Origin of the sequence: Ciceribacter sichuanensis (assembly GCF_024055605.1) — a bacterium.
GTDB lineage: Bacteria > Pseudomonadota > Alphaproteobacteria > Rhizobiales > Rhizobiaceae > Allorhizobium > Allorhizobium sichuanense.
In genome coordinates this window covers 180,887-196,722 of the sequence record NZ_JAMXLX010000005.1, presented here as the reverse complement: position 1 = coordinate 196,722, position 15,836 = coordinate 180,887, and the positions used below count along the sequence as shown (strand labels likewise).

Here is a 15,836-nt window from a genome sequence, read left to right as displayed (position 1 = left end):
TGACCATCCCGGAGAGCCGGGAACTCTCCCGCGGATAAATGTTTCATACAGCTCCAACAAAAAAATAGGGGAACAGCATATGAACAGACTTCGTATTGCATTGGCGGCATCGGTAGCGGCACTTGCCTTTTCGGCAGCGCCGGCGATGGCCGAGCGAGGCTCGGACGGCGAGCTGAAAATTCTCTTCTGGCAGGCGATTTCCACCCTCAACCCCTATCTCTCCGGCGGCACCAAGGAAGTCTACGGCGCCTCGATGGTCATCGAACCGCTGGCGCGTTACGACGAAACCGGCGCGCTCGTGCCGATGCTCGCCTCCGAAATCCCGACCGTCGAGAACGGCGGCGTATCCGCCGACCTGAAAAGCATCACCTGGAAGCTGAAGCCCGATCTCAAGTGGTCTGACGGCACGCCGGTCACAGCCGACGACGCGATCTTCACCTGGAAGTATTGCACTGCCCCGGATGGCGGCTGCGCCCAGGCCGCCTATTACGAAGGCGTGACCAGCGTCGAGGCAATCGACGCCTCCACCATCAAGGTCTCCTTCGCCGAGCCGAAGCCCTATCCCTACAGCGCCTTCGTCGGCGCCCAGTCGCCGATCATCCAGGCGGCCCAGTTCAAGGACTGCCTCGGCGCCAAGGCTCCGGAATGCACTTCCGCCAACTTCGGCCCGATCGGCACCGGCCCGTTCAAGGTGAAGGAATTCAAGCCGAACGACGTCATCACCTTCGAAGCCAACCCGAACTACCGCGATCCGGCCAAGCCGGCTTTCGCCACCGCCACCATCAAGGGCGGCGGCGATGCGGCATCGGCGGCCCGCGCCGTTCTGGAAACCGGCGAATACGACTACGCCTGGAACATGCAGGTGGAGCCTGAAATTCTCGCGACCATGGCCGCCGCCGGCAAGGGCGTGCTCGTCACCGCCTTCGGCACCCAGGTCGAGCGTATCGACATCAACCCCTATGCTGTCGATCCCTCGCTCGGCGACAAGCGCTCTACCAAGGAAGCAGGTCCGCATCCGGCCCTCTCCGATCCGGCCGTCAAGAAGGCCCTGTCGCTTGCCATCGACCGCGACGTCATCGACGAGACGGGCTACGGCGAAGCCGGCCAACCGACCTGCAACATCCTGCCTGCTCCGGATATCTACAAGTCCACGGATGTCGACTGGTGCCTGAAGCAGGATCTCGACGCCGCCAACAAGCTGCTCGACGACGCCGGCTGGGTGAAGGGTTCGGACGGCATTCGCGCCAAAGGCGGCACGAAGCTCTCCTTCCTTTACCAGACCTCGACCAACTCCGTGCGCCAGGCAACCCAGGCGCTGGTGAAGGACATGTGGTCCCAGATCGGTGTGCAGGTAGAACTGCGCAACGTCGCGGCCTCCGTCTTCTTCGGCGGCGATCCGGCAAGCCCGGATACCTTCCAGAAATTCTATGCCGACGTGCAGATGTACACCAACAACTTCGACGGCACCGACCCGGAGAAGTACATGGCCGGCTGGATGTGCGACAAGATCCCGAGCCCGGCGACCGGCTGGCAGGGTGAAAACATCGTCCGCTACTGCAACCCGGAATACGACAAGCTCGTCGTCCAGCTCGGCAAGACCTCCAAGCTCGAGGACCGTGCCGTCATCGCCAAGAAGCTCAACGACATGCTGACCAACGACGTGGCGCAGATCCCGCTCATTCACCGCGGCAACGTCTCGTCCCATTCGGTCACTCTCGAGGGCGTCAAGATGAACGCCTGGGACAGCGAACTCTGGAACGTCGCCGACTGGTCGCGCAAGAAGTAAGTGCCATTTCGCCGGGCCGACCCTTCGGCCCGGCGAAATCATTTTCTTCGTGACAGTCTGGGGACCAACCGATGTTCACCTTCACCATTCGGCGATTGCTGTTTGCGATCCCGACATTGCTGGTCATCAGCTTCATCATCTTCGCCCTGCTCGACCTTGCGCCGAGCGATCCGCTAAGCGACCTGCCTCTGACCATTCCTCCCGAGGTTCGCGCACAGATCAGGGAAGCAATGGGCATCGATCAGCCCTTCTTCATCCGCTATCTGAAATGGCTGCAGCAATTTTTCATCAATGAACCGCTCAATATCTTCGAACAGATCACCGGCATAACCGTCGGCGACGGCAACCGCCTGCGCGTGCTGTCATGGGCGACCCGCAGCCCGGTGGTCGACCTGATCGTCCAACGCCTGCCGCAAACGCTCTGGGTCGTCGGCCTTTCCTATCTGTTCGGCGTCATGCTGGCGATCCCGATCGGCGTCGTCTCGGCCTACAAGCAATATTCGCTGTTCGACCAGATCGGCACCTTCGTCTCGATGGTCGGCTATTCGGTTCCGACCTTCTTCACCGGCGTACTGCTGATCGTCGTGTTCAGTTCTTACCTGCAATGGTTTCCGTCGATCTACGACACCAACCTCGTGGTCAACGACTGGTCGAGTTTCCTCGCTCAGGTCAGGCAGATGTTCCTGCCGGTGCTCGTGCTGACGCTCTACAACACCTCACAGATCAGCCGCTTCGTGCGGGCCTCCATGCTCGACAACCTGCATCAGGATTATGTCCGAACCGCCCGCGCCAAGGGCGTGAAGGAAAAGGTCGTGCTGCTGGTGCATGTGCTGCGCAACAGCCTGATCCCGGTCGTCACCGTCATCGCGCTCGGCGTGCCGACGATCTTCTCGGGCGCCATCATCACTGAACAGATCTTCCGGGTGAATGGCCTCGGACAGCTTCTGATCACAGCGATCCAGGGAGCGGATATTCCGCTGGTCCAGACGCTGACCTTCATCTTCGCCTTCCTGATCGTGTTCTTCAACCTGATTGCCGACGTTCTCTACGGCATCCTTGATCCGAGGATCCGCTATGACTGACACCACCATCGCAATCGCTCCCACGACGGAGAAGAAGAGTTCTCCGCTTACCGATCTCTGGCATCAGTTCCGCGCCCATCCCGGCGGCGTCGCCGGCCTTGTGGTCTTCGGCTTCATCGTCATCGCGGTCTATCTCGGCCCCTTCATCCACACGATCGATCCGAACAAGATCGACATCAGGGCGAAGAACCAGGGACCATCCTTCGCCCATCCCTTCGGCACGGACAATCTCGGCCACGACATGCTAGCCCAGGTTCTTGCCGGCGGGCAGATCTCGCTCGCCGTCGGCATCACGGCCATGCTGCTGTCGCTGTTGCTCGGAACCCTGGTCGGGGTTCTCGCGGGTTACATGAAGCGGATCGACGGACCGCTGATGCGCCTGACCGACCTCTTTCTCGCGCTGCCGTTGCTGCCCTTACTGCTCGTCATCATCATGCTCTTTCGAGATACGTTGAGGGCAGCCTTCGGGCCCGAGACCGGGATCTTCATCCTGATCGTCTTCGTCATCGGCATCACCAGCTGGATGCACACCGCCCGCATCGTGCGCGGCGACGTGCTGGCGGTTAAAAGCCAGGAATTCATCCTCGCCGCCAAGTCGAGCGGCATGCATGAATACCGGGTGATCCTCAAGCACATCCTGCCCAATGTCATGAGCTCGATCATGGTATCGGCAACCCTTGGCATAGCTTCAGCCATCATCACGGAATCGGCGCTTTCCTTCCTCGGCCTCGGCTTCCCTTCGGACTTCCCGACCTGGGGACGCCTGCTCTATGACGGCGCCAACTTCCTGCAGATCAACCCGTCCCGTGTACTCTGGCCGGGGCTGGCGATCTCGCTCACGGTGTTGAGCGTCAACTATATCGGCGACGCCATCCGCGACGCGCTCGATCCGAGAATGCTGAAACGGTAGAACCGCCGGAAGCCAATCAGACAACGAAAAGGGCGCTTCGGCGCCCTTTCTCTTGAGGCAATCAAGACGAGGGACAGGACCGCGTCCACCCCCTGCGGCAGTCGATGGATGTCAGTGATACTTGGCCTGCTCCGCATTCAGGATGCTGTCGGCATCCAGCGAGGAAATCGGCAGATCGGTATTGTCGGGAATATCGCCGGAAAGCTGTAGGGCAAGGTAACGTCCGCAGCACACGCGCAGGAACGACGTGAAGTTGCCGAGGTCATGTCCGGCATCGATCGATTCATTGTAGAGCTTGGCGATGAGCTGGATAACCGTCATGCGGTCACGCCGGCCGATCTCTTCCAGCGTCATCCAGAAGAAGTTTTCCAGCCGCACGCTGGTGACCATGCCGTCGATACGCATCGACTTGGTATGGCTCTCCCAGAGATTGGGATCCGCCTGAATGAAGAGCTTGCACATGTTTCCTCCCGATGTGCCATGTCCTCCGACAACCCGAACCTAGCGCATAGGCCCGAAAAGCGGAATCTATTTTCGGGCCTATGCGTCAATCAACAGGCCGATACGAAACGGCGAGCGTTTGAAGCCCCCCACCGCCTCGTTTGTCCGGATTAATATCAGGCGGCAAGAACGGCCATAAACTGCGAAAGCCATGCCGGATGCGCCGGCCAGGCGGGCGCCGTCACCAGCTTGCCGTCGGTCACGGCGGCATCGATGGCGATCTCGGCATATTTGCCGCCGGCAAGCTCGACTTCGGGACGGCAGGCCGGATAGGCCGAGCAGGTGCGGCCGGACAGAACGCCGGCGGCGGCAAGGATCTGCGCGCCGTGGCAAACGGCGGCCACCGGCTTGTCGGCATCGAAGAAGTGCTTCACGGCGGCGATGACGTCAGGATTGAGGCGCAGATATTCCGGCGCGCGGCCACCCGGGATCACCAGCGCATCGTAATCGGCAGCCTTGATATCGGCGAAGGTGGCGTTGAGCGCGAAGTTGTGACCGCGCTTTTCGCTATAGGTCTGGTCACCCTCGAAATCGTGAATGGCGGTAGCGATCGACTGGCCGGCCTTCTTGCCGGGGCAGGCAGCATGAACCGTGTGCCCGACGGCAAGCAGCGTCTGGAACGGCACCATGGTTTCATAGTCCTCAGCGAAATCACCGACGATCATCAGGATCTTCTTCGACATGTCATCCTCCCTTTCAGATATGTCGGGCGGACGCTAACAAAGATCGGAAACCGGCGGGTATTATCACAATACTACAGAAGCGGATTTTGACGCTGGCCTTCACGCCAAGGCAGAAATGCCGAAACAACAAGCATCGATTATAATGCATACAAACTAAGCAAAAACGTTCGGTAGCAGGCCCCGTTTGCTCAATGTGCAGTCTCCATTTTTCGTCACCATGACGAACTCCCCCGAAACTGCCGGGAAATCCGATCTGGCACGGAACATGCAACGAGAAACGGGCGAGTAGAAGCGGTCAGGGCCCGGTGCCTGGGACATTGCTCGAGTGAGAGACCTTTTGCTTTTCGCCGGAAAAATGCCGCTTCACATCGCATCGCCCAATCCCAACGAACCATAGAGCCCCCTGGCGTCGCAAGGCGCAGGATCGAAGGCCCCGTGAGCACAGGAGAAAATTCAGGAATGACCAAAGCCCGCTTTGCCAAACGTTTTTACGTCTCGCTTTTCGCAACGCTGCTCGCCGGCTCGGCTTCCGCCGCCGACACCGTGGTCTTCCAGCTCGACTGGCTGCCGGGCGGCGACAAGGCGCCGATCTACGTGTGCATCGACAAGGGCTTCTGTGCCGAGGAAGGCATCGAGATCAAGGTAGAGCCGGGCCGCGGCTCCACCGAAGCGATCACCCGTCTGGCCGCCGGCACCTCCGATGTCGGTTCGGCAGATATCGGCGCGCTCATGGCCGCCCAGGTTACTGAAAAGGTTGCCGTCACCGGCATCATGTCGATCTTCAACAAGGGACCGCATGCCTTCTTCGCGCTGAAGGACAGCGGCATCTCCAAGATCGAGGACGTCAAGGGCAAGAAGGTTGCCACCTCGCCCTTCACCTCTTCCAACGTCTTCCTGCCGCTCGTTCTCGCCGACAAGGGCCTCGCAGAATCCGACATCACCCTGACCAAGGCCGATCCCGGCGCTCTCGGCCCGATGCTGATGACCGGCGCGACCGACGTCATCATCGCATGGATGACCAACGTCTCGATCTTCAACGGTCAGGCTGCACAGGCCGGCAAGGAACTGGAAATCATGCCGTGGTACGCCGCCGGCCTCGATCTCTATTCCGCCTCGCTGCTCGCCTCCGACAAGTTCATCACCGAGCGGCCTGATGTCGCCAAGCGCTTCGTCAAGGCCTTCAAGAAGTCGCTGGAATACGTGAAGACCAATCCGGATGACGCCGCCGTCTCGGTCAACAAGATCGTGCCTGAACTGCCTGTCGACGTAGTCAAGGGCGCGATCAAGGACACCATGGTCCTCGAATTCAACGAAGTCACGGACAAGGACGGCCTCGGCGTCTTCGAAACCGCGCGCCTTGCCGAAACCTGGAAGCGCGTCGCCGCCTCCCAGAAGCTCGATCCGACGGCGCTCGATCCGGAAAAGAGCGTCAATCGCAGCTTCCTCACCGAGTAAGCATCGCGGATGGCCAGTTCCCTTTCTCCTCCCGCCTTGTCGTTCAAGGGTATGGGGCAGGTCTACCAGACCTCCTCAGGCCCGATCGAGGCGCTGCGGGCGGTGACCTTCGACGTGAGCCGCCACCAGTTCGTGGCGGTTCTCGGCCCCTCGGGCTGCGGCAAGTCCACCCTGCTGCGCTCGATCGCCGGCCTGCTTCCGCCGACTTCCGGCTCGGTCGATGTGTTCGGCCATCCCGTCACCGAACCGCGTGACGATGTCGGCATCGTCTTCCAGAAGCCGACGCTGCTGCCCTGGGCATCCATCGAGGACAACGTCGTTTTCCCGATCCGTCACAAGACCGGGCGCGTTTCGGCGGAAGATCGCGTTCGCGCCCGCGAACTGCTGGCCAAGGTCGGCCTTGCCGGCTTCGAGAAGCGCCTTCCGTCGGAACTTTCCGGCGGCATGCAGCAGCGTGTGGGCATTGCCCGCGCCCTGCATCTCAACCCCGATATCCTGCTGATGGACGAACCCTTCTCCGCACTCGACGCGCTGACCCGCGAGGAAATGGGCTTCGAACTCCTGCGCATCTGGGAATCCCAGCCCAAGACCGTTCTTTTCATCACCCACTCGATCAGCGAGGCCGTACTGCTCGCAGACCGGGTTCTGGTGATGAGCGGCCGGCCGGGCACGGTCGCGGAAGATCTGGCCATCGATATCCCGCGCCCGCGCGGCGTCGAGACCACGGGGTCGAAGGCAATGCAGGATTACTCGGGCTATCTGCGCAATCTGCTTTTGAAGAGGGAGGCCTGACCGTGAACAACCAGACCGCCTTCCGCCGATTTCTGGACATACCGGGCGTATTGCCGGCCGGAACCTTCCTGCTGATCCTGATCCTCTGGGAAGCCTCGACCCGCGTCTTCGCCATACCCTCCTTCATCCTGCCTGCCCCTTCGCGCATCGTCATGGAGGGCTTCGGTGACATCGAGGTCAAGCGCTGGATCGAACATGTCTGGGCAACCCTGCGCGTCGCGCTGATCGGCTATTTCCTGTCGATCGCCATAGCGCTTCCCATCGCCGTCATGTTGACCCGCTCGAAAATGCTGTCGGACGCGCTTTATCCGATCCTCGTGGTCGTCCAGTCCACGCCGATCGTCGCCGTCGCGCCGATCATCATCGTCGTGCTCGGCTCGGGCGACGCACCGCGCATCGTCATCACCTGTCTCATCACCTTCTTCCCGCTGGTCGTTTCGACGGCCACCGGCCTGATGGCGACGCCACCCGAACTGATCGAGCTTTCGAAGAGCCTCAAGGCGCCGACCCACCGGGAAATCACCCAGATCAGGCTGCCCTATGCGATCCCCTACATCTTCTCGGCACTGAAGATATCGGTAACCCTCGCCGTCATCGGCGCGGTGGTTGCCGAGTTCGTCGCGGCCGAAAAGGGGATCGGCTACTTCATCCAGTTCTCGACGTCCTTCTTCAAGCTGCCTCAGGCCTGGGCGGGACTTTCGGTGCTGGTGCTGATGTCGCTCATTCTGTTCCAGCTCGTCTCGCTGGTACAGCGTGTCTTCTTCCCCTGGAGCATTCCCAAGGGGCAGTGAGCCGGCAGATGCCGGCCGTGAAATTCCGTCCCCGGCCGGTCTGCCGGAGGCGGAGGCAGGAGTAGAAGCAGTCAAGCGCCCCACGGGTTTCTGTGGGCGCCGGGTCATTGCTCCTTTTGGAAGGCGCCGGACGGTCCGGCGCCCAAACCTCTATGGAGACTGAAATGAGTGCTAATTCCTATGGCCTTGCAGAACTGAACAAGGAAACCACCGTCGGCGGCGAAGGCCTCGAGGCCGAGCGCGAAATCCGCCAGATCGACATGAGCGATTTCGAGAACCGCAAGGCCGAGATCGCCGACCAGCTCTGGGAAGCCGCAACCACGGTCGGCTTCTTCCAGCTCGTCAACCATGGCATCCCGCAGGAACAGATCGACGAGGCCTTCGAATACGAAGCCCGCTTCTTCGACCTGCCGGCCGAGGTGAAGGGCAAGTATCCGCTGCTGAAAGGCACCAATTCCGGCTGGGAGTACAAGGCGCAGGTACGCCCCTCCACCGGCACCGCGGACCAGAAGGAAAGCTACCAGATCACTCTTCCCCGCATGGCCGTGCTGTGGCCGAGCGAGCAGGAACTGCCGGATTTCAAGGAAAAGATGCTGGCCTTCGAGCGGGTCAACTGGGAACTCGGCATGAAGGTTCTCTCCTGCTTCGCCCTGAAGCTCGGCTTCCCGGAGGATTTCTTCACCACGCTGCATGACCCCGCGTCGAAGGAATATCAGAGCACGCTGCGGCTCCTGCATTATCTGCCGCTCGTCGATCCGAAGCCGGAGGACTACAAGGCATGGCGCGCCGGCGCCCACACCGATTACGATTGCCTGACGCTGCTGCACCAGCGCCCCGGTCAGGGCGGCCTGCAGGTATGCCCCGGCCATGAATACGAGAGCCAGACCTGGACCTCGATCCCGCCGCTTCCGGGCGTCGTCACCTGCAACATCGGCGATATGCTGATGCGCTGGAGCGACGACAAGCTGAAGTCGACGCTCCACCGGGTGCGCATGCCGCGTCCGGACGAGCCGCACGGGCCGCGCTATTCGCTCGCCTTCTTCTGCCAGGCCAATTGCGACGCCGTGATCCAGGGCCCGGAGAAGAAGTACGAACCGATGACCGCCAACGACTACCTGCAGATGCGCATCGCCGCCAACTTCGGCGGCAAGACCATGTGACGGCTGACGGCTCGGGGCGAAAGCTCGTCTTCTCTCCAGAGAAGGGGTAGACGGCACAGCCCAGCCTTCACGATTCTCACCCTGACCCTCTCCCCGCAAGCGGGGAGAGGGAACGCAAATGCCGCAGCAGATCCTCTTCCCCGACAGACCGGAAGAGCAGAGGCGTTGCCGCACAGTCCTTCTCCCCGCTTGCGGCGGGGTGAGCACATGGAAGGTGCGGCGTTGCGGCATTCCTAACCCTCCCCTTGTCGGGAGGGGTCCGCAGGACGCGGACGGAAGGGGTTTTGCTGCGGGGCGAAGACCCCTCCCCCTCCCCACAAAAGGGAGGGCCCCCAACCATCGCCCCATGCCTTCATGTGATTGCCCTGCCTCCTGCCGGGAGAAGGTGGCGGCAACCGGATGAGGGGCGATTGCGCCAGCGGCTGAAAGCCCCACCCCTTGCCTCTCCGCCCTCTTCCGCCTAGCCTCGGCTCAGCCGATCACAGGAAGAATTCCCCATGCCCGCCCTCACCAATCTACTCACCGACATCGACGGCATTTCCGTCGGTCATACCACCGATCTTGCGCTCGGCTCCGGCGTCACAGCCATCGTCTTCGACGAACCGGCGGTCGCATCCGGCACCGTGCTCGGCGGCGCTCCGGGCGGGCGGGAAACGGCGCTGCTCGATCCGTCGATGGTGGTGGAGGCGGTCGACGCGCTGGTGCTTTCCGGTGGCTCCGCCTTCGGCCTCGACGCAGCAGGCGGCGTTCAGGCAGGCCTGCGCTCCATCGGACGCGGTTTTCAGGTCGGCAACACCAGAGTGCCGATCGTGCCGCAGGCGATCCTCATGGATTTACTGAACGGCGGCAACAAGGACTGGGGACTGCAATCACCCTATCGCGACATGGGCTACGAAGCCTTCAAGGCCGCCGCGAAAGGCCCGTTCGAACTCGGAACGGTGGGAGCCGGCACCGGCGCGACGACGGCAACGGTGAAGGGCGGCCTCGGCTCGGCCAGCGCGGAAACATCGAGCGGCCACCGGATCGCGGCCATCGTCGCCGTCAATGCCATGGGTTCGGCCACTATCGGCACCGGCCGGCATTTCTGGTCGGCCCCGTTCGAACAGGACAGCGAGTTCGGCGGCAACGGCATGCCGCAAGATTTCACCGCATCCGACATCGCTTTGAGGGCAAAGGGCGTCAATCTCACCGCCACCACCATCGGCGCAGTCGTCACCGATGCCGTGCTCACCAAGGCGCAGGCCCATCGCCTGTCGATCATGGCCCATGACGGCCTTGCCCGAGCGGTTCTTCCCGCCCATCTTCCGGCCGATGGCGACACCATCTTTGCCGCAGCGACAAGGGCCCGGCCACTCACCGATCTCGCCAGTTTCATGGAGCTATGCCATCTGGCGACCATCGTCATGGCCCGCGCCATCGCCCGCGGCGTCTACGAGGCAACCGCGCTTCCGGTGGAAAATGCCCAACCCGCATGGCGCGACCGCTTCGGGTGAAGCATACCGGGCAGTTCCATGTGGTAGAGGATGCGATGAATCAGAGCTTCAAAGCCTGTGACGGAAGAGCCAGGCAGACACCGGCAGCGTGACCGAGGCGATGGCCGCGAGCGCCAGGAATTCATATTTCACCTCCGCCAACCCCGCCCCTTCAAGATAGACCTGATGCACGATGCTGATCGCATAGCGCAGCGGGTTGATGAGGGTCAGATATTGCAGGACATCCGGCATGTTCTCGATCGGCGTCGTCATGCCCGACAGCAGCGTGAACGGCATGATCGTGACGAAGGAAGATATCATCGCCTGCTGCATGGTGAGCGCGAGAGCCGACAAGAAAAGACCGACACCGACCACTGCCGTCAGGAAAAGCACAAGACCCGCATAGAGCAGGAAGTAATTGCCTTCGAACGGGATACGGAACCAGAACTGCGCCACCAGCAGGATGATGGTCGATTGAAGCAGGCCCACCATCATCGACGGGATCGCCTTGCCGATCATCACCTCGCCCGGCCGGAAAGGCGTCACCAGCAGCTGTTCGAACGTCCCCTCCTCACGCTCGCGCGCAACAGACAGCGATGTCAGCACCATGGTCATCGTCATGGTGATCATCGCGACCATGGAGGTAATCATGTTCCAGCGCGTCTCGAGATTGGGATTGAACCACGCGCGGGTCGTCAGTTTCACCTGCCCCGGCGCGGAAATGCCGTGGTCCTCACGCCAGTCTTCCGCAAACCTCTGCGCGATCTGCGAAACATAGCCCTGCGCGGTGCCGGCTGTATTGGAGTTGCGCCCGTCGGCAATCGCCTGCACCGAAGCCGTCTCGCCGGCATTGAGCTTTCGCTCGAAACCATCCTCGATGACAACAACCACCACCGCCCGCTGCGCATCGATCTGCGGCGCGATACCGGTGTCGTTACTGAGCGTCGCCACCCTGCGAAAGATGCCGGAGCCATCGAAATGCCCGATCAGTTCTCGCGATGCGCCGCTGTGATCGAGATCGAGCACGGCATAGGGCACGTCGTTCAGGTCATAGGTCGCGGCATAGCCGAAGATCAGGCTCTGCAGGAGAGGCGGCAACACCAGCAGGAACCGCGCCCGCGGGTCCTTGAGCATGGCGAGCAGTTCCTTGCGGATCAGGGCGACGATGCGAAAGAGCGTATCCATGCCAATCACCTCAGGCTCTTCTGCGTCGAACGGACCGCAATCGTCATCAGCAGAACGGCCATGCCCGCCAGTACCGCCGCATTGGGCAACACCACGCTCCAGACATTGCCCGCAAGGAAAAGCGTCTGGAGAACCGAGACGAAATAACGGGCCGGGAAGATGTAGGAAATCAGCCGGACGACCTCCGGCATGCTGCGGATGTCGAAAATAAAGCCGGACAGGATCATCGCCGGCAGGAAGGAGACGATCAACGTGATCTGGCTCGACACGAACTGGTTGCGCGTCACGGACGAAATCACCAGCCCCATGCCAAGCGCCACCAGCAGATAGAGCGAGGAGACGAAGATCAGGAGCAGCAGCGAACCGCGCATCGGTACGTTGAAAAGCACCTGGCTTCCGGCAATCGAAAGCCCCAGCCCCAGCATGCCAAGCACGAAATAGGGAACCGTCTTCCCGAGCAGGATCTCGATAGGCCGGACAGGCGTGACGAACAGCGCCTCAAAGGTGCCGCGTTCCCATTCCCGCGCCACCACGAGAGAGGTCAGAAGCGCGCCGATCAGTGTCATCACCAGCACGATCAGGCCAGGAACGAGGAAGTGCTGGCTGTTGTTGGCGGCATTAAACCAGAGGCGGCTTTCGACGACGACCTGCGGCACGCCGACTGCAAGACGGCCATCCGCCTGATGCCGCGCCGCCCAGCTTCCGACCGCCCCTTGGGCATAGGAAAGCACGATGCGGGCGGTGTTGGCGTCTGTTCCATTCACCACCACCTGCACCTCGGCCTTGCCGAGCGCCAGATCGCGGGCAAAGTCGGCCGGAATACGCGCGATGCCGTCGATCTTCGCCGTCTTCAGCAACCGTTCGGCATCCACCATCGTCTTCACGTCAACGGTCGAGAAATATTCCGAAAGGCTGAAGCCGGCGGCAAGTTCGCGCGCCTCGTCGCTCGATTCTTCCATAACCACCGCCAGCGGCACCCGCTTGACGTCGAAGCTCAGTCCATAGCCGAAGAGAATGAGCAGCAGCATCGGCATGACGATGCCGACGATGATGCTGCTCGGATCGCGCAGCACCTGATAGCTTTCCTTGCGGATCAGGGCCGCGATCCGCGCAAGGCTCGCAAGGGTTCCTGACATGCCGGATGTCGTGCCGCTCATGCCGCCTGCTCCTGCTTGGCGCCGTCCCTGCCGTTGCGCGCCGCCTCGATGATGGCGATGAAGGCGTCCTCCATGGTCGGCTCGCGTCCATCGACCGCCGGCGCATGCGCCCGTATCTCCGCCGGCGTTCCCTGCGCCAGATCCCGGCCGCCATCCATGATGACGATGCGGTCGCAATATTCGGCCTCCTCCATGAAGTGGGTGGTGACGATGACGGTCACGCCCTGGTCCGACAGCGCCGATATCCGCGACCAGAATTCCCGTCTCGCCCGCGGGTCCGCGCCGCTGGTCGCCTCGTCGAGAAAGAGGATATCGGGTTCATGCAGCAGCGCGGCCGCCATCGCCAGCCGCTGCTTGTAGCCACCCGGCAACTGCCCGCTCGGCATGCCCGCAAGACCGCCAAGATCAAATTCCGACTTCGCCCATGCAATCCGCTCGCGTCGCAGCCTGCCGGAAAGGCCATAGGCCCGGGCGAAGAAATCGAGGTTTTCATCGACATTCAGGCTGCCATAGAGGGAAAACTTCTGCGCCACATAGCCAAGACGCCGGCGGGCCTCGGCCCTTGCCGTGAAAAGATCGGCGCCCGCCACCTGCAGCTTGCCGGCGCTCGCGGGCAGAAGTCCGCAGAGCATGCGAAACGTGGTGCTCTTGCCCGCGCCGTTCGGCCCGAGCAGGCCAAAGATCTCACCACGCCGCACCGAGAAACTGACATTGTCGACAGCGGTGAAATCGCCGAACCGCCGCGTCAGGTGCTCAGCGGCGACGGTGACGTCGCCATCCTTGCCTGTGCGCGGGGTGAAGGACACTTTCGCCTCCTTCCGCTCGCCGGCCACCTCCGAAAAGATCGCCATGAAACCGTCTTCGAAGCGCGGGGCGGCGATTGTGGAAGCAAGTGGCCCGCCTGTAGGCGTCGGAACCGGCCTTTCCGGCCTGTCCATCACCAGCCGCACCTGCCCCGCCTCCGGCACCGCATCGATAACATCAGCCTCGCGCGCAAGCTTCACCTGCAGGCTGCGGGCATTCATCCCCGCCGGTGGCGCGACCAGATGAACCCGGCCCTTCGCCTTCTCGGTGATATCGTCGGGCGCTCCCTGCGCCAACATTTTGCCTTCATGCATGACCACGGCGCGGTCGCAGAACTGGGCTTCGTCGAGATAGGAAGTGGCAACGATCACCGACAACCCGTCTTCCCTGACCAGACGCAGCACGATTTCCCAAAGTTCCCGCCGTGACAGGGGATCGACACCAACAGTCGGTTCGTCGAGAAGCAACAGGTCCGGCGCGCGCACCAGCGTACAGGCAAGGCCGAGCTTCTGCTTCATGCCGCCGGAAAGCTTTCCCGCCGGCCTGCCAGTGAAGCGGCCAAGCGCGGTCATTTCCATCAGTCGTGCATAGATATCCTTGCGCGCGGCCCGATCGACGCCATGGAGATCGGCATAAAGATCGAGGTTTTCCTGAACGGTCAGATCCTCATAGAGGCCGAATTTCTGCGGCATGTAGCCGATGCGGTTCTGCACCGCCTGCGTATCCTCGGCAACAGGTTGGCCGAAGACATCGAGCCGCCCGCTATCGGCCGGCATCAGTCCGGCCACCAGGCGGATCAGCGTCGTCTTGCCCGCTCCGTCAGGGCCGACCAGCGCCGTCAGCGTTCCCTGCTCGACCGCAAAGGAGATCCCGGCGAGAGCCTCGGTCACCTCACCCGCCTTGTTGCGGAAAGCCTTGCGAAGATCCTCGACGAAAACGAGGCTCTCCCGGCCGTCGTCGGTCATGATCCGGCTCCCTCGGCAGGCTTGCCGTCACCATTCGGAAAGGTCACCGTCGCCGGCATGCCGAGCCTGAGCTGATCATGGGGATCCTCCACATGCACCCGCACTTCGTAGACGAGGCTGGAGCGCAGTTCCTCGGTCTGCACCGTTTTCGGTGTGAATTCAGCAACCGGCGAGATAAAGCCGACCCGCCCGACAAAGGTCTTGTCAGGCGCACTGTCGACGGCCACTTGCGCCGCCATGCCCTCGCGGATCAGGCCGAGTTCACTCTCGGAGACATAGGCTCGGACCCGCTTGTCGCCGGTCATCGCAAGCGACAGCACCGCGCGGCTGGGGGTCGCGATCTCCCCCGGCTCCATCAGCTTGGAGCGGATGACGCCATCGGCCGGCGACTTGAGTTCCATGTCGGCCAACTGCTCCTTGAGAACGGCAAGCTGGGCCTTGGCGCCGTCAAGCTGAGCCTCCGCCTGCGAGATTTTTTCCGCGCGGGGGCCGGCGAGAACCAGATCGAGCGTCCGGCGGCTGACGATCACTTTCGCAGCCGAAATTTCGGAAGCCGCCTGTGCCTCGTCGAGCGCCTGCTGGCTCGCGGTGCTGGTGCTGACCAACTGCCGGACCCGGTCATATTGCACTTTGAGATTGGCGGCATCGGTCTCCGCCGCGACAAGATTGGCCCGCGCCTGGGCTATCTCCTCGGGACGACTGCCATTGCGCAATTCGGCGACGACCGCCTCGTTATAAGCAACCGTCGCTTCGGCCTGCGCGATCTGCGGCTTGATATTGCCGGTATCCTGCCGGGCAAGCACCTGCCCCGCATAAACGGCATCGCCCTCGTCCACCAGGATTTCCGCGACACGGCGGCTCGCATGGAATGCGAGGTCGGCCTGATCGAACTCCACATTGCCATAGAGCGCAAAGTCCGCGGAAGCGCTCTGGCTTTCACGATAATACCAGGCGGCCGCTCCGGCCAGGGCAAGCAGAACCACCACAACAAGCGCTTTTCGCATCGTAAGTCTCCGGAATCTCCCTTCAGCTAACGCCCTCTCGCGCAACAAGTCAAATTCAAATTTGAATTTTACTTTTTTGTCGCAATCCG

At 62.0% G+C, this 15,836-nt stretch carries 14 protein-coding genes; 8 read left to right on the top strand and 6 right to left on the bottom strand.

All coding sequences use genetic code 11. The features are described from left to right. Positions 1-79 precede the first annotated feature (79 nt). The 3 genes from NBH21_RS16415 (at position 80) to NBH21_RS16405 (ending at position 3,778) form a co-directional block, all read left to right on the top strand. Entirely contained in the window at positions 80-1,786 is a 1,707-nt protein-coding gene (locus NBH21_RS16415) for a peptide ABC transporter substrate-binding protein (RefSeq protein ID WP_250915321.1), read from the top strand. A gap of 71 nt (positions 1,787-1,857) precedes the next feature. After that, a complete protein-coding gene (locus NBH21_RS16410; protein ID WP_250915320.1) occupies positions 1,858-2,868 on the top strand; it encodes an ABC transporter permease in 1,011 nt (336 codons plus the stop codon). Continuing rightward, the gene (locus tag NBH21_RS16405) at positions 2,861-3,778 is read left to right on the top strand and encodes an ABC transporter permease (protein WP_250915319.1); all 918 of its coding nucleotides are present in this window, start codon (positions 2,861-2,863) and stop codon (positions 3,776-3,778) included. Before NBH21_RS16410 ends, NBH21_RS16405 begins: the two co-directional genes overlap by 8 nt. Positions 3,779-3,889: 111 nt before the next feature. Here NBH21_RS16405 and NBH21_RS16400 read toward each other — a convergent pair whose 3' ends face one another. Together NBH21_RS16400 and NBH21_RS16395 are read right to left on the bottom strand one after the other, a co-directional pair. Continuing rightward, positions 3,890-4,240 (bottom strand): ribbon-helix-helix domain-containing protein, encoded by a 351-nt coding sequence (locus NBH21_RS16400; protein WP_163901064.1) that lies wholly within the window; start codon positions 4,238-4,240, stop codon positions 3,890-3,892. Positions 4,241-4,395: 155 nt separating this feature from the next. Next, positions 4,396-4,962: a DJ-1/PfpI family protein gene (locus NBH21_RS16395; protein WP_163901066.1), complete on the bottom strand. Its 567-nt coding sequence runs from the start codon at positions 4,960-4,962 to the stop codon at positions 4,396-4,398. A 459-nt stretch (positions 4,963-5,421) separates the two neighbouring features. Here NBH21_RS16395 and NBH21_RS16390 point away from each other — a divergent pair, with 459 nt between their 5' ends. The 5 genes from NBH21_RS16390 to NBH21_RS16370 all read left to right on the top strand — a co-directional run bounded on the left by NBH21_RS16390 (position 5,422) and on the right by NBH21_RS16370 (position 10,653). After that, positions 5,422-6,417 carry an ABC transporter substrate-binding protein gene (locus NBH21_RS16390; RefSeq protein ID WP_250915318.1) on the top strand — a complete coding sequence of 332 codons (996 nt, stop codon included), beginning with the start codon at positions 5,422-5,424 and terminating at the stop codon, positions 6,415-6,417. Between the two features lie 9 nt (positions 6,418-6,426). Then, positions 6,427-7,209 carry an ABC transporter ATP-binding protein gene (locus tag NBH21_RS16385; protein ID WP_250915317.1) on the top strand — a complete coding sequence of 261 codons (783 nt, stop codon included), beginning with the start codon at positions 6,427-6,429 and terminating at the stop codon, positions 7,207-7,209. A gap of 2 nt (positions 7,210-7,211) precedes the next feature. Further along, complete coding sequence (locus tag NBH21_RS16380; protein ID WP_250915316.1) at positions 7,212-8,000, top strand: ABC transporter permease; 789 nt, start codon at positions 7,212-7,214, stop codon at positions 7,998-8,000. A gap of 164 nt (positions 8,001-8,164) precedes the next feature. Further along, positions 8,165-9,160 carry an isopenicillin N synthase family dioxygenase gene (locus NBH21_RS16375; RefSeq protein ID WP_250915315.1) on the top strand — a complete coding sequence of 332 codons (996 nt, stop codon included), beginning with the start codon at positions 8,165-8,167 and terminating at the stop codon, positions 9,158-9,160. Positions 9,161-9,657: 497 nt separating this feature from the next. Then, entirely contained in the window at positions 9,658-10,653 is a 996-nt protein-coding gene (locus NBH21_RS16370; protein ID WP_250915314.1) for a P1 family peptidase, read from the top strand. 48 nt (positions 10,654-10,701) lie between these two features. Here NBH21_RS16370 and NBH21_RS16365 read toward each other — a convergent pair whose 3' ends face one another. The 4 genes from NBH21_RS16365 to NBH21_RS16350 are packed head-to-tail and all read right to left on the bottom strand — an operon-like array spanning position 10,702 to position 15,747. Continuing rightward, positions 10,702-11,817 (bottom strand): ABC transporter permease, encoded by a 1,116-nt coding sequence (locus NBH21_RS16365; protein WP_250915313.1) that lies wholly within the window; start codon positions 11,815-11,817, stop codon positions 10,702-10,704. A 5-nt stretch (positions 11,818-11,822) separates the two neighbouring features. Next, positions 11,823-12,974: an ABC transporter permease gene (locus NBH21_RS16360; RefSeq protein ID WP_250915312.1), complete on the bottom strand. Its 1,152-nt coding sequence runs from the start codon at positions 12,972-12,974 to the stop codon at positions 11,823-11,825. Next, on the bottom strand, positions 12,971-14,743 hold the full coding sequence (locus NBH21_RS16355) for an ATP-binding cassette domain-containing protein (protein ID WP_250915311.1): 1,773 nt from the start codon (positions 14,741-14,743) through the stop codon (positions 12,971-12,973). The genes NBH21_RS16360 and NBH21_RS16355 overlap by 4 nt, the downstream gene beginning before the upstream one ends. Continuing rightward, positions 14,740-15,747, bottom strand: a complete 1,008-nt coding sequence (locus tag NBH21_RS16350) for an HlyD family secretion protein (protein WP_250915310.1) — start codon at positions 15,745-15,747, stop codon at positions 14,740-14,742. Before NBH21_RS16350 ends, NBH21_RS16355 begins: the two co-directional genes overlap by 4 nt. Positions 15,748-15,836: the final 89 nt, after the last annotated feature.

Excerpts from the sequence above, each read along its gene's own strand:
- NBH21_RS16415 (WP_250915321.1), top strand. The coding sequence starts at position 80 with ATGAACAGACTTCGTATTGCATTGGCGGCATCGGTAGCGGCACTTGCC.
- NBH21_RS16410 (WP_250915320.1), top strand. The coding sequence starts at position 1,858 with ATGTTCACCTTCACCATTCGGCGATTGCTGTTTGCGATCCCGACATTG.
- NBH21_RS16405 (WP_250915319.1), top strand. The coding sequence starts at position 2,861 with ATGACTGACACCACCATCGCAATCGCTCCCACGACGGAGAAGAAGAGT.
- NBH21_RS16400 (WP_163901064.1), bottom strand. The coding sequence starts at position 4,240 with ATGTGCAAGCTCTTCATTCAGGCGGATCCCAATCTCTGGGAGAGCCAT.
- NBH21_RS16395 (WP_163901066.1), bottom strand. The coding sequence starts at position 4,962 with ATGTCGAAGAAGATCCTGATGATCGTCGGTGATTTCGCTGAGGACTAT.
- NBH21_RS16390 (WP_250915318.1), top strand. The coding sequence starts at position 5,422 with ATGACCAAAGCCCGCTTTGCCAAACGTTTTTACGTCTCGCTTTTCGCA.
- NBH21_RS16385 (WP_250915317.1), top strand. The coding sequence starts at position 6,427 with ATGGCCAGTTCCCTTTCTCCTCCCGCCTTGTCGTTCAAGGGTATGGGG.
- NBH21_RS16375 (WP_250915315.1), top strand. The coding sequence starts at position 8,165 with ATGAGTGCTAATTCCTATGGCCTTGCAGAACTGAACAAGGAAACCACC.
- NBH21_RS16370 (WP_250915314.1), top strand. The coding sequence starts at position 9,658 with ATGCCCGCCCTCACCAATCTACTCACCGACATCGACGGCATTTCCGTC.
- NBH21_RS16365 (WP_250915313.1), bottom strand. The coding sequence starts at position 11,817 with ATGGATACGCTCTTTCGCATCGTCGCCCTGATCCGCAAGGAACTGCTC.
- NBH21_RS16360 (WP_250915312.1), bottom strand. The coding sequence starts at position 12,974 with ATGAGCGGCACGACATCCGGCATGTCAGGAACCCTTGCGAGCCTTGCG.
- NBH21_RS16355 (WP_250915311.1), bottom strand. The coding sequence starts at position 14,743 with ATGACCGACGACGGCCGGGAGAGCCTCGTTTTCGTCGAGGATCTTCGC.
- NBH21_RS16350 (WP_250915310.1), bottom strand. The coding sequence starts at position 15,747 with ATGCGAAAAGCGCTTGTTGTGGTGGTTCTGCTTGCCCTGGCCGGAGCG.